The sequence below is a fragment of the Bacillus sp. LL01 genome (genome assembly GCF_001037965.1).
Genome location: NZ_LFEL01000006.1, coordinates 223,349 through 236,122, shown reverse-complemented (window position 1 = coordinate 236,122; position 12,774 = coordinate 223,349). Strand labels below are relative to the sequence as shown.

Here is a 12,774-nt window from a genome sequence, read left to right as displayed (position 1 = left end):
GAATAACCAGCTTTCCCCTGCTGACTGAAGTGCAAGGTGTGAGACTCCAGCGGGAGGTAGCGGTAGACTTGAGACCCCACAGCGCAGCGAGGAGGCTCAAGCACCGCCCCGCGGAAAGCGAACACCTGGAACGGAAGGAAACAGGAGTTAACGAGATCCCGAAATTGTTTTTTTAGAAAATCCAAACCCCACAACAAGACTGGAGGAAAATCAATGAAAGTATTGGTAGTTGGAAAAGGCGGCCGCGAACACGCCATCGCCTGGAAGCTCGCACAAAGCCCATCTGTAAAAGAAGTCTTTATCGCACCAGGGAACGTCGGCATGGAAACGGTCGGAACCCTCGTACCAATTCAAGAATCCGACACGAACGCTTTAATTGATTTTGCAAAAGAGAATAAAATTGACCTGACCATGGTGGGACCGGAAGTACCATTATTGAACGGAATCGTCGACGCATTCCAAGCGGAGGGCCTTCAAGTATTCGGTCCAACCAAGGCGGCAGCCCTCATTGAAGGTAGCAAAAGCTTTGCCAAAGATCTCATGAAAAAATACGGAATCCCGACAGCTGGCTATGAAACGTTCACGGAGTATGATGAAGCAAGAATGTATATTGAAAGCAAAGGTGCACCGATTGTGCTGAAGGCGGATGGTCTTGCGGCAGGAAAAGGTGTAGTGGTCGCGATGACGCAACAAGAGGCACTTGATGCGGTGTATGAAATGATGGCAGAGTCCAAGTTCGGCGAGGCCTCTTCTAAGCTTGTGGTGGAAGAGTTCCTCGATGGGGAGGAGTTCTCGTTCATGGCATTCGTTAATGGAGAGAAGGTCTACCCGATGGTCATCGCCCAGGATCATAAACGTGCGTATGACGGGGACAAAGGGCCGAACACCGGTGGAATGGGAGCATACTCACCGGTTCCGCAGATCTCGGACCGGATTGTGGAGGAGGCGCTGGAAACGGTGCTGCTTCCTACGGCTAAAGCACTTGTGGACGAAGGGCGTCCGTTTGTTGGAATTTTATATGCAGGGTTAATTTTGACAAAGAAAGGTCCAAAAGTGATTGAGTTTAATGCTCGCTTTGGGGACCCGGAGACGCAAGTGGTCCTGCCTAGATTGGAATCGGACTTGGGAGAAGTGCTGACAGGTGTACTGCGCGGAGAAGAGCTGGAACTTAAATGGTCCGAAAAGTCGGTGGTCGGAGTGGTGATGGCATCCATTGGGTATCCGGAAGCCTATGATAACGGAGCGGTGATAGAAGGGCTGGACCAGATCGGGAATGGGAAGGGTCTTGTCTTTCATGCCGGCACAGAGTCACGTGACGGAAAGCTTGTGACCAACGGCGGACGTGTACTGTTGGTTGCTGCCCAAAACGACAGCCTGGAACAAGCCCAGAAGACGACTTACGAAGAGCTGAGCAAAGTGAAATGTGACAACTTGTTCTATCGGAGTGATATCGCCAACAAAGCTAATGCGTCCGGCGTTTCCTCTTAACAAAAACATACAAGATCGCGACAATGCCACCAATGATTGTCGCCAGTACGAATGACATATCGGTTAGATATTCTAGCATTTTTCATACCTCCTTATATATTTCGACGTGAGTGAACAAAACCCTTTGGGGGTCTGACCCCCAAAGGTGTTTTTTTCTCTTCCCTTCCCCTCAAGAAGGATTATAGGAATCGGCTCCACTATCTCCGCTGTCGGCTTTGCCTTCGAAGTCGTCGAAGTCGAAGTTGTAGTGGTTGTTTTCGCTGTTGTTGTCGTTGCGGTATTCCTGGAAGCGTTCAAAGCCTGCTGTCATCGGACAGTAGCGCAGGATGCCCTCGGCGATTTTCATTCCTGCCAGCAGTGCTACAAGCTTGTAGGAATCACGGTGTGGACGACGAACCATTTTGCTTGTAATCCAGGCTAACGCTGCAAAGCCTGCTGAGATACGGACCATGGCATTGATAATGCTGATATTCGGTTTCACCTTCATAATAAATCCCTCCAACAATTTTCTGAAACGGCCTTTAAAGTTGATAAAATTTTCACATAATTATCAAGAACGGTAATGCAAGTAAAACTCTGTTATGGTAACATGGTAAAAAGAGGTTATATCACAATAATTTTCACGACAAAACCTAAACTGATACAATCTCACAAAGAGTGGGTGATAAGCATGCATGAACAAGCATATAGATGGAAAAGCAAAAAAATACGGGAACAGGTTGCGGTGATAGACGGGAAAAAAGCACCGACCATGATTCTCACCAATGCCACATATTTAAATGTGCAGTTGAAAACGTGGATGACAGCGAACATCTGGATCCATGAAGACCGAATCGTCTATGTAGGAGACGAGCTTCCTGCAAACACAAAGAATACGGAAGTGGTCAATTGTGAGTCGTTCTTCCTGGTGCCGGGGTATATAGAGCCTCATGTTCATCCGTTTCAACTTTATAATCCCCTTTCCTTTGCGCAATATGCATCGAAATTGGGAACCACCACATTCGTCAATGACAACCTGATGCTTACTTTGCAGATGACGAAAAAGAAAGCGTTTTCTTTTATAGAAAAAATGAATAAATCAGCTGCGACCATGTACTGGTGGTGCAGATTTGATGCCCAGACCGAAATCCAGAATGAGGAGGAGATTTTCTCCAATCCCAATATGAAAAGCTGGTTGGATCATCCCCTCGTGATGCAGGGCGGCGAACTGACAAGCTGGCCGAAACTGATGGCGGGTGACGACATGATCCTGCAATGGGTTCAGGAGGCAAAAGCTCGTAGAAAGCCGGTAGAAGGCCATTTTCCTGGCGCGTCGGAAAAGACGCTGACGAAAATGCAGCTGCTCGGCATTCATAGCGATCATGAGGCGATGAACGGAGCGGATGTGATCAAACGTATTTCACAAGGGTATCATGCATCCCTTCGCTATTCGTCCATCCGACCGGATCTCCCGTTAATCCTAGAAGAGCTGGAGGCGTCAGGTGTCCATTACTATGACCAGGCTTTTTTCAATACGGACGGATCTACCCCAAGCTTTTATGAAAGCGGTGTCATTGATCGAACCATCGCGATCGCCCTCGATAAAGGAGTCCCTCTCATTGAGGCGTACCGGATGGCTTCCTATAATGTGGCAAGGCACTTCTCCATTGATTCCCTTCACGGGAGCATCGCACCTGGACGCATTGCCAACATCAACTTCCTAAAGGCAAAAGAGGAGCCGACCCCGGTCTCTGTCCTCTCAAAAGGGATATGGGTGACAAGGGACAATACGCCAAACGATGAGGCATTCCCAGATCAGGATTGGCTATCCCTTGGGCTCGGGCCGCTTAATCTCGGTTGGGATCTTACCATCGATGATCTGCAATTTTCCATGGCATTAGGGATGGAAATGGTCAACGAAGTGATCATTAAACCATATACTATCTCGGTGGATGTTTCTGGAGACAGCCTTTCAAGTAGACATGACGAGTCGTTTCTCATGCTCATCGACCGTGCAGGAAAGTGGCGCGTGAATACGATCATCAAAGGATTCGGCACACGTGTACAAGGATTTGCGAGCTCTTATTCGAACACAGGGGATATCGTACTGATCGGAAAAGACAAAGAAGCGATGCTGAAGGCCTTCAAGCACATGAAGGAGTTAGGTGGAGGGATGGTACTCGTGGAGGACGGAGAGGTCATTTGCGATATCCCGCTTCCACTCGCAGGCGGCATGTCAAACTGTGGAATGGAGGAGCTGATGAAGCAGGAAACAGTATTGCGAAATCAACTGTTTTCAAGAGGCTACAGCTTCAATGATCCCATCTACACATTATTGTTTTTATCATCCACACATCTTCCTTATATCAGAATAACACCTAGAGGAATATACGATGTGATGAATAAAACGGTACTCTTTCCGTCAATAATGCGTTAAAATGTAAAAGTGTGAAAAAATAATAAAAGGTTGTGTTTGTTTTAGGATGGGCAGTAAAAAAATAATGTTATTTTTGACAGTTTTGATGCTGATGCTAGCAGGCTGTCAATCTGATGATTCAAACGTCGATACAAGTCAAGAGCCGAAAGAAGAGTCCACCAAAGTGGCAGAGGAAGAGAAAGAACAGGTGGCAACGGAGGTTTCTGAACCCCTAGATGCAGCACCTTTGACAGGAGAAGCGGTGGAAGAGAAAATAGATGCACGTCCTGTTGCCGTCATGGTCAATAATGATGGGAAGGCACGTCCACAATCAGGGCTTCACAAGGCCGATATTGTGTATGAAGTGCTTGCAGAAGGGGATATTACCAGGTTTCTGGCTATTTTCCACAGTGAAATGCCTGATACGGTAGGTCCGGTAAGAAGTGCAAGGAAGTATTTTGTCGAACTGACTAAAGGTTATGATGCCCTTTTCGTGTTCCACGGATGGAGTCCCGCAGCCAGAACGAAAATTGAAAATAAAGAAGTGGATGGGATAAACGGTTTGACCTATGATGGATCACTTTTCAAACGTGCAAGCTTCCGTCAGGCACCTCACAACTCCTATATCACCTCTGAAAATATTAAAAAAGGTGCAGAACAGCTTAGTTATTCTTTAGAAGCAGAAGTACCCTCCTTTACATTTTTAAAAGAAGGGCAGAAGAATGAACTTGATGGAAATGCTGCCGAACAGGTGAAAATAAAATACTCATCAAGACAAACAACACAAGTTGATTATAAATATGACGCAAAAAAAAACGCTTACGTCCGTTATAGCGCCGGCGAGAAACATACCGATCTGGAAACGATGGAAGAGATCATCGCCCATAACGTTTTCATTGTCGAAACGCCACATACCGTAATTGATGACCAGGGAAGAAAAGAAATAGATATCACATCCGGTGGAAATGGAGTGCTGATTCAAAACGGAGAACGCTTTGATGTACAGTGGAAATCAGTGGATGGAAAACTCCTTCCTTACGCAAATGGCGAACAGGTTCCACTCACTCCGGGGAAAACATGGATTCAGGTCGTACCCGATTTAGAAAAAGTTTCATACTAGTCTTAACAAGCAAAGGAGAAATCATTATGCAAATCAATAAACTACGTGGAAAAGAACTGGATCAACTATTTGAATCGGTCCTCTCCTTGAAAGATATGGAAGAGTGCTATCGATTCTTCGATGACCTCTGCACCATCAATGAAATCCAATCGTTGGCACAGCGCCTAGAAGTAGCAAGAATGCTGAGAGATGGGTTTACGTACCATAAGATAGAAACGGAGACCGGTGCAAGTACTGCCACTATCTCCCGAGTGAAGCGCTGCCTAAACTACGGAAACGATGCCTATGAAATGGCACTTGAGCGCATTGCTGAGGAAAAGAAAACAGAAGAGGTTTAAAAGAAAAGCTCTTTTCTCAAAGATTGTTGCTATTCGCTTGTTAAAAGTCGGCAATTGGACTTTTTCACAAGAAAAATCGGCAATTGGACTTTTTCACAAGAAAAATCGGCTCTTGGATTTTTCACAGCTTATCTACTCAAAAATTGGCAGGAAGCTTATTAAGATATCCAGGAAAAGAGCACGACAGCAAGGATTATAACGGTTGGTTGATAAATGCGTAAAAGCAACAAAGTTTACGAAAACAGCCAAAAGAAAAGGTGGCCCACTGATTGACGGTGGGCCACCTTTTATTCATGATGCAAAATTCTCGTCCAACTTTCATGCGACAGACAGCTGCTTTTTGTGTCAGCGGTAAAACGTCTCCTGATTTGATTTAACTTGGTCAACTGTTCTGGTTGATGCTGCAGGGTCAGCCGTTTTCCTTCTTCTTTTCCCAAAGTAGTCTACGAGAGCACCGAATGCAAGGAGAATAGCGAAGCCAATGACGAACCAGAGCCACATAGGCATGTTGGACACCTCCTTATCACATCATATTTTGGATTGATTGCGATATGCATCTATTTATCAAAAGACAACTATTTTCATAAGTATTCTTAAGATGTTATTTATCTATTTACCCGCAAAACAAAAGGAATAACAGGGCAACTGAAAAATATAACTTTTGGTCTAGCAAGAAAAGGTCGTAACTTCCAGTCACAATCTCCGTTTCTCTTTTTCGTATTGCCTTGGATTTTGATATAATAAAGGAATGGAAATTAGAATGGGGGACGTTTGCAGTGTTAATGGAAATACGTGAGTGGAAGCACGTTTTTAAATTGGATCCAAATAAAGAGATATCGGACGAAGATTTAGAACTGGTGTGCGAATCTGGTACTGATGCAATTCTAGTCGGTGGTACGGATGGGGTCACACTCGATAATGTGCTGAGCTTGATGAGCAGGGTGCGCAGATATTCCTTGCCATGTGCATTGGAGGTTTCCACCATTGAATCGGTCACACCGGGATTCGATTTTTATTTTATCCCAAGCGTGTTGAACAGTAGAAAAACGGAATGGGTCGTGAACCTTCATATAGAGGCACTTAAAGAATATGGTGACATCATGAACTGGGAGGAAATCGTTGCAGAGGGCTATTGCATCCTCAATCAAGATTGCAAGGCAGCCCAGTTGACTGATGCAAAAACCGACCTCACAAAAGAGGATGTCATTGCCTACGCAAGATTGGCAGAGAAAATGTTTAATCTACCTATCTTTTACTTAGAATATAGTGGAACGTACGGAGACCTGGAAATGGTTCAAGCGGCAAAACAGACACTCGAAAAAACCCAGTTATTCTACGGGGGCGGGATCTCAACAGCTGAACGCGCCAAAGAAATGGCAGCCTACGCAGATACCATTGTGGTAGGGAACTCGGTCTATGATAATTTGAAAGAAGCATTGAAGACAGTGGAAGCTGTGAAAAAATAAGCTTTAAACGATTTTCTAGCAGTTGATTGGAGCACAGGGCGAAGACTCCTACGGGAGGTAGCGGTAGACTTGAGACCCCGCAACGAAGTGAGGAGGCTCAAGCACCGCCCCGTGGAAAGCGAAGCCCAGTGCGGAAATCAACAGCGGTGTATCACCAATTATCCAAAATAAATAGTAATATTCACGACAATTTAGTATGATAGAAAATAAGAACATATGTTTGTTGGGACGGTGAAAAAATATGCAATATTTAAGTCAGAGACTTCTTGAGGGACTCAACCCGATGCAGCAGGAAGCAGTAAAGAAAATGGACGGCCCGTTACTGATCATGGCCGGAGCGGGAAGCGGAAAAACGAAGGTTCTTACACATCGAATCGCCTATCTGATGGCGGAAAAACAGGTAGCACCGTGGAACATCCTGGCGATCACTTTTACGAACAAAGCCGCCCGTGAAATGAAGGAGCGTGTCGAAAAGCTTCTAGGGCCGGCAGCGGAAGACATTTGGATCTCTACATTTCACTCCATGTGTGTGCGGATCCTGCGTCGTGACATTGACCGCATCGGTATGAACCGCAATTTTACCATTCTGGACACGACAGATCAGCTGTCAGTCATCAAGAATATTTTAAAGGATCGCAATATCGATCCGAAAAAGTTTGAACCAAGAACGATGTTAGGTACCATCAGTTCAGCCAAAAATGAACTCATGAACCCGGAGCAGTATGCGAAACAGCCACTTGGTCCATACGAGCAGCAGGTTGCCGAAATTTATACTGATTATCAAAAAAGGCTGAAAAAGAACCAGGCGCTTGATTTTGATGACCTGATTATGACGACCATCCACCTGTTCAAGCGCGTGCCGGAAGTACTGGAATACTACCAACGCAAATTCCAATACATCCATGTCGATGAGTACCAGGATACGAATCATGCGCAATACACTTTAGTTAAGCTTCTTGGGGACCGTCTGAAAAACCTTTGTGTAGTAGGAGATTCCGATCAGTCCATCTATCGCTGGCGCGGGGCGGATATCGCAAACATCCTTTCTTTTGAAAAGGACTATCCAAACGCGGAAGTGGTACTGCTGGAGCAGAACTACCGTTCAACAAAACGTATTCTGGAAGCGGCAAACCGCGTAATCGAGAAAAATGTCAGCAGAAAGCCGAAAAACCTTTGGACCGAGAACTCTGAAGGGCAGAAAATCATCCATTATCAAGCTGATTCCGAAAAAACGGAAGCACAGTTCGTGGTAGGGAAAATGCGTGAACTCATGCAAAAGGATCCAAAACGCACCCTTGGCGACTTTGCCATCCTATACCGTACGAACGCCCAATCGCGTGTGATGGAGGAAATGCTCCTCATGTCCAACATCAACTACACGATCGTTGGCGGGACCAAGTTCTACGACCGCAAAGAGATCAAGGACATCCTTGCTTACCTTCGTCTGATTGCCAACCCTGACGATGATATCAGCCTGCAACGTATCGTCAATGTGCCAAAACGTGGAATCGGTGCTACAACTGTTGATAAAATAGCAAACTATGCTACGCAGCACGATATCTCTATCTACACCGCGCTTGCAGAAGTGGACCTGATTGGCGTCAGCGGTCGTGCAACGTCCCAGTTGAAAGAGTTCCGCGCGCTTATTGAAGGCTATGTACAGATGCAGGAGTACATTTCTGTTACCGAGCTTGTGGAAGAAATACTTGAAAAATCCGGTTACCGTGAAATGCTGAAAGCGGACAAAACGATTGAATCGCAGAGCAGACTCGAAAACATCGACGAGTTCCTGTCTGTTACGAAAAACTTTGAAGAAAAATACGATGACAAGAGCCTGGTTGCATTCTTGACAGACCTTGCGCTTGTTGCCGATATTGATAAATTGGACGATGAGGATCCTGCCCAGCAGGAAGGAGTTATTTTAATGACCCTGCATGCTGCAAAAGGACTGGAGTTTCCGGTTGTATTCCTGATTGGATTGGAGGAAGGGGTATTCCCTCACAGCCGTTCATTGTTTGAAGAAGCGGAAATGGAAGAGGAGCGTCGCCTTGCTTATGTAGGGATTACACGTGCGGAAGAGGAATTATTCATCACGAATGCCCAGATGCGTACCTTGTTCGGCCGTACGAACCTCAACCCACCTTCCCGATTCATAAAAGAGATACCGGAAGAATTACTGGAAAGCCCCGAGCCAAAAGAAAGCCTGTCACGTCCAACACCGTTTGGGAGTCGTGGAGGAAGTTCAGGTTCTCCGTTTGGAGGAGCCACCTCAGAAAGAGGAAGGGCTGCAAGTTCCGCAGGTTCAGCATCTCAAACTGCACGTCGTACTACCGCACCATCCCGTGGACTGACCGCATCAGGAGGGGAAAGCTTAGACTGGATGGTAGGAGACAAAGCTGAGCATAAAAAGTGGGGAGTCGGTACGGTTGTCAGTGTCAAAGGAGATGGCGACAGCAAGGAATTGGACATCGCGTTTCCAAGTCCTACAGGCGTCAAGCGCCTCTTGGCTAAGTTTGCACCTGTGACGAAGGTTTAATAGTAGATGAAAACCGCCAAAAGAGAAAGGACGACTTTGCATGAAAAGAGAACAAGCTGAAAAACGGGTACGCGAGCTGCATGATGTACTGAACCAATTTAACTATGAATATCATGTGCTGGACAAACCGTCTGTTTCAGATGCCGAATACGACTCCCTTTTACAGGAACTGCTGACGCTCGAGAAGGATTTTCCCGAACTACAAACTTCAGACTCCCCGACGCAACGTGTAGGAGGAAATATACTTGAGATGTTCAATAAGGTCGAGCACCGCACACCGATGCTCAGCCTAGGCAATGCCTTCAACGAAGATGACTTGCGAGATTTCGATCGCAGAGTGAAACAGGCTGTGGGCGATGATGTGACATATGTCTGCGAGCTGAAAATAGATGGGCTTGCCGTGTCACTCCGCTATGAGGATGGCCTGTTCGTCCTTGGTGCCACCCGTGGCGATGGGACAACAGGTGAAGACATCACCATGAACCTTAAAACGATTAAATCCATCCCCTTGCGATTAAAAGAACCGGTAACCGTTGAAGTCCGCGGGGAAGCCTTCATGCCAAAGAACTCTTTTGAAAAGCTGAATGCCGCGAAAATGGAACGTGAAGAGGAGCCGTTTGCAAACCCGCGTAACGCTGCAGCGGGATCCCTTCGCCAACTCGATCCAAAAATCGCTGCCTCCCGCAACCTGTCCGTGTACGTTTACAGTCTTTCGGATGCTGGGGAAACAGGCGTTGATTCCCACAACGAGGCATTGGACTATCTCGATAAAATGGGCTTCAAGACGAACACGGAAAGAAAGATTTGCACTTCCATAGAAGAAGTTCTGGAATATGTCACAGGTTGGCACACAAAACGCCCGGATCTATCGTATGATATAGACGGTATCGTCATTAAAGTCGACAACATCGAGCATCAGGAACAGCTTGGTTTTACCGCGAAAAGTCCAAGGTGGGCAATTGCCTACAAGTTTCCTGCCGAAAAAGTGACCACCAAGCTATTGGATATCGAACTGAACATAGGCCGAACAGGTGTGGTAACTCCCACTGCAATTCTGGAACCGGTGCGTGTAGCGGGAACAACCGTCCAACGAGCGTCCTTACATAATGAAGATCTCATCCGTGAAAAGGACATCAAGCTTGGAGATACTGTCATTGTCAAAAAAGCGGGAGACATCATCCCGGAAGTGGTAAACGTTCTTGTAGAGCAAAGAACCGGGGAAGAGCGGGACTTCACGATGCCGACCCATTGCCCTGAATGTGAAAGCGAGCTGGTTCGCATTGAAGGGGAAGTGGCACTGCGCTGCATCAACCCGAAATGTCCGGCACAGATTCGCGAAGGATTGATCCACTTTGTATCCCGTAATGCCATGAATATTGATGGTCTTGGTGAAAAGGTGATCGCACAGCTTTTCCGTGAAAACCTGATAGAGGACGTGGCAGATCTATATAAATTAATCAAGGAACAGCTACTTGAGCTGGAGCGAATGGGCGAGAAATCTGCTGATAATCTGATATCTGCCATTGATAAAACGAAGGATAACTCGCTTGAGCGCCTTCTGTTCGGCCTTGGAATCCGCCTGGTCGGAGCAAAAGCTGCCAAAACATTGGCGCAGGAATTCGACCATATGGACCGACTTGCAAGCTTGACGAAGGAAGAGTTGACTGCCATCCACGAGATCGGCGACAAGATGGCTGATTCCATCGTGACCTATTTCGAACAGCCGGAAGTGGCAGAGTTGCTTGCCGAACTGAAAGAACTTGGCGTCAATATGGCCTATAAAGGTCCGAAGCCCGTCAGCGCAGAAGATGTGGATTCCTATTTTGCAGGAAAAACGGTCGTCCTGACTGGGAAGCTGGAAGAGATGTCACGGAACGATGCCAAAGCGGCCATTGAGCAGCTTGGCGGAAAAGTGACAGGCAGTGTCAGCAAGAACACCCATCTGGTCGTTGCAGGAGAAGAAGCTGGCTCTAAGCTGACGAAAGCGCAAGAGCTTGGAATAGAAGTTTGGAACGAGGCGCAAATGCTCAAGGAAATACAATCATAAGAGGTGTTGGAAGTGAAAAGGTTTTTGTCGTTGCTCCTTGTTGTTTCTCTTTTTGCCACCGGATGTGTGCCAGGATTCGAGAAACAGGAAGAAGTGGTACAAGATCCAGCGCAGCAGGAAAACACGGAACAAGCCATTGTTCCACGATATAAAATATCAGATGACTATTATCAAACCATCCTGCCCTACAAGCCAGGGGAAACCCGTGGCCAAATCGCCCCGCGTCTAAATAGCCGGGTCGATGTGGAGGAGTTGGAAACCGGATTGATGCGCATGGCTCAGGAGGTATTCCCCTCTGACAACTATCTGTATCAAGAAGGACAATATATTAAGCGGGGAACCGTTTCAGAATGGTTGAAGCGCCGTGCTGGCGAGGGAAGTTTGGGGCTGAACCCGCCGATTGCCCGTGGTCAAGAATCAGAGAAAATTGAAGAAACAGAGGCAAGGAATGAAGATAGCCCAATTTACCTAGCTCATATCCAAGAACAGAATTTCCTTATTCGCAGAGGTGAGGACCAGGTTGAGCTTGGCGGTGTGGCTATAGGAATAGCACTTAACTCGGTCCATTACTATAACCTCTCAGATAATGATGGTGGCTTTCCAAGGGAGTATGCTATCCCGGATGAAGACCTGGAAGCTGAAGGAAAGAAAATTGCAGAAGAGATAATCAAAAGGGTGCGCACAATGGAGGGACTGGAAAATGTCCCGATCATGATCGGATTGTACAAGCAAAGTCCTGCGAATTCAGTTGTACCAGGAAGTTTCATAGCCAAGGCTAATGTTCCTTCGGGCAACAACACAATCGGTAAATGGGATAGTGTGAACGAGGAATATCACCTTTTCCCTAATAGTAAAACAACGGAAATATACCGTGATGACGCTGTTAGGTTTGAAAACTTCAAATTGGATATCGACGATTATTTTCCAAACCATACAGGGGTTGTCGGCAAAGGTTACTACAGTGATGGCGAGCTTCAACAGCTTTCGATTGAAGTGAATATGGAATTCAACGGGAAAGCCGAACTGATCGGTTTCACCCAATATGTGACGGGACTCGTGGTGGAACACTTCCCGAACTATATCAATCTACAAGTATCCATCTCTTCCATCAGTGGAGAGGAAGCGTTGATTGTAAGGGATGCCGGAGCGGAAAAACCGTTTGTTCATATCTATTAATTTTTTTGGAACCTACTATTCTTTTGGATAGTGGGTTTTTTTATGTTTGCCGGGAATTCAGGAGCGATTGCAACTAATTTTGGGGTTATTGTGACTTTTTAGGAGATGATTGTAACTTTTTAAGGGCACATTGTGACTTTTTCGGCCCTCATTGTAACTTTTTGCAAAAAAGCATCTTTATTCATACCTAAAAACCACATTTAGCCCA

Annotated in this window: 11 protein-coding genes; 8 read left to right on the top strand and 3 right to left on the bottom strand. The window is 46.3% G+C overall.

Features of this window, described 5'->3' with window-relative positions; all coding sequences use genetic code 11:
* Positions 1-213 precede the first annotated feature (213 nt).
* Entirely contained in the window at positions 214-1,488 is a 1,275-nt protein-coding gene (gene purD, locus AB685_RS18100; RefSeq protein WP_047971997.1) for a phosphoribosylamine--glycine ligase, read from the top strand.
* Here the strand turns inward: purD and AB685_RS32500 are convergent.
* Both AB685_RS32500 and AB685_RS18095 read right to left on the bottom strand, forming a co-directional pair.
* A complete protein-coding gene (locus AB685_RS32500) occupies positions 1,463-1,567 on the bottom strand; it encodes an EYxxD motif small membrane protein (protein ID WP_347230874.1) in 105 nt (34 codons plus the stop codon). The two genes, purD and AB685_RS32500, sit on opposite strands and share 26 nt — an antisense overlap.
* Before the next feature lie 90 nt (positions 1,568-1,657).
* The gene (locus AB685_RS18095; RefSeq protein WP_047971996.1) at positions 1,658-1,975 is read right to left on the bottom strand and encodes a DUF2892 domain-containing protein; all 318 of its coding nucleotides are present in this window, start codon (positions 1,973-1,975) and stop codon (positions 1,658-1,660) included.
* A gap of 183 nt (positions 1,976-2,158) precedes the next feature.
* Between AB685_RS18095 and AB685_RS18090 the strand changes: the two genes are divergently transcribed.
* From AB685_RS18090 to AB685_RS18080, 3 genes are all read left to right on the top strand, one after another.
* Complete coding sequence (locus tag AB685_RS18090) at positions 2,159-3,904, top strand: adenine deaminase C-terminal domain-containing protein (RefSeq protein WP_047971995.1); 1,746 nt, start codon at positions 2,159-2,161, stop codon at positions 3,902-3,904.
* A 64-nt stretch (positions 3,905-3,968) separates the two neighbouring features.
* The gene (locus AB685_RS18085; RefSeq protein ID WP_128755900.1) at positions 3,969-5,003 is read left to right on the top strand and encodes a DUF3048 domain-containing protein; all 1,035 of its coding nucleotides are present in this window, start codon (positions 3,969-3,971) and stop codon (positions 5,001-5,003) included.
* Positions 5,004-5,029: 26 nt separating this feature from the next.
* On the top strand, positions 5,030-5,341 hold the full coding sequence (locus AB685_RS18080; protein ID WP_047971993.1) for a YerC/YecD family TrpR-related protein: 312 nt from the start codon (positions 5,030-5,032) through the stop codon (positions 5,339-5,341).
* Between the two features lie 345 nt (positions 5,342-5,686).
* Here AB685_RS18080 and AB685_RS31395 read toward each other — a convergent pair whose 3' ends face one another.
* The gene (locus tag AB685_RS31395; RefSeq protein WP_157860741.1) at positions 5,687-5,848 is read right to left on the bottom strand and encodes a hypothetical protein; all 162 of its coding nucleotides are present in this window, start codon (positions 5,846-5,848) and stop codon (positions 5,687-5,689) included.
* Positions 5,849-6,123: 275 nt separating this feature from the next.
* Here AB685_RS31395 and AB685_RS18075 point away from each other — a divergent pair, with 275 nt between their 5' ends.
* The 4 genes from AB685_RS18075 to AB685_RS18060 all read left to right on the top strand — a co-directional run bounded on the left by AB685_RS18075 (position 6,124) and on the right by AB685_RS18060 (position 12,566).
* Complete coding sequence (locus tag AB685_RS18075) at positions 6,124-6,807, top strand: heptaprenylglyceryl phosphate synthase (RefSeq protein ID WP_047972044.1); 684 nt, start codon at positions 6,124-6,126, stop codon at positions 6,805-6,807.
* A gap of 241 nt (positions 6,808-7,048) precedes the next feature.
* Positions 7,049-9,343 carry a DNA helicase PcrA gene (gene pcrA, locus AB685_RS18070; protein WP_047971992.1) on the top strand — a complete coding sequence of 765 codons (2,295 nt, stop codon included), beginning with the start codon at positions 7,049-7,051 and terminating at the stop codon, positions 9,341-9,343.
* 40 nt (positions 9,344-9,383) lie between these two features.
* Positions 9,384-11,390, top strand: a complete 2,007-nt coding sequence (gene ligA, locus AB685_RS18065) for an NAD-dependent DNA ligase LigA (protein ID WP_047971991.1) — start codon at positions 9,384-9,386, stop codon at positions 11,388-11,390.
* A gap of 12 nt (positions 11,391-11,402) precedes the next feature.
* The gene (locus tag AB685_RS18060; RefSeq protein WP_047971990.1) at positions 11,403-12,566 is read left to right on the top strand and encodes a CamS family sex pheromone protein; all 1,164 of its coding nucleotides are present in this window, start codon (positions 11,403-11,405) and stop codon (positions 12,564-12,566) included.
* Positions 12,567-12,774 lie beyond the last annotated feature (208 nt).

Excerpts from the sequence above, each read along its gene's own strand:
- AB685_RS18095 (WP_047971996.1), bottom strand. The coding sequence starts at position 1,975 with ATGAAGGTGAAACCGAATATCAGCATTATCAATGCCATGGTCCGTATC.
- ligA (WP_047971991.1), top strand. The coding sequence starts at position 9,384 with ATGAAAAGAGAACAAGCTGAAAAACGGGTACGCGAGCTGCATGATGTA.
- pcrA (WP_047971992.1), top strand. The coding sequence starts at position 7,049 with ATGCAATATTTAAGTCAGAGACTTCTTGAGGGACTCAACCCGATGCAG.
- purD (WP_047971997.1), top strand. The coding sequence starts at position 214 with ATGAAAGTATTGGTAGTTGGAAAAGGCGGCCGCGAACACGCCATCGCC.
- AB685_RS18090 (WP_047971995.1), top strand. The coding sequence starts at position 2,159 with ATGCATGAACAAGCATATAGATGGAAAAGCAAAAAAATACGGGAACAG.
- AB685_RS18075 (WP_047972044.1), top strand. The coding sequence starts at position 6,124 with ATGGAAATACGTGAGTGGAAGCACGTTTTTAAATTGGATCCAAATAAA.
- AB685_RS18080 (WP_047971993.1), top strand. The coding sequence starts at position 5,030 with ATGCAAATCAATAAACTACGTGGAAAAGAACTGGATCAACTATTTGAA.
- AB685_RS18085 (WP_128755900.1), top strand. The coding sequence starts at position 3,969 with ATGTTATTTTTGACAGTTTTGATGCTGATGCTAGCAGGCTGTCAATCT.
- AB685_RS32500 (WP_347230874.1), bottom strand. The coding sequence starts at position 1,567 with ATGCTAGAATATCTAACCGATATGTCATTCGTACTGGCGACAATCATT.
- AB685_RS31395 (WP_157860741.1), bottom strand. The coding sequence starts at position 5,848 with ATGCCTATGTGGCTCTGGTTCGTCATTGGCTTCGCTATTCTCCTTGCA.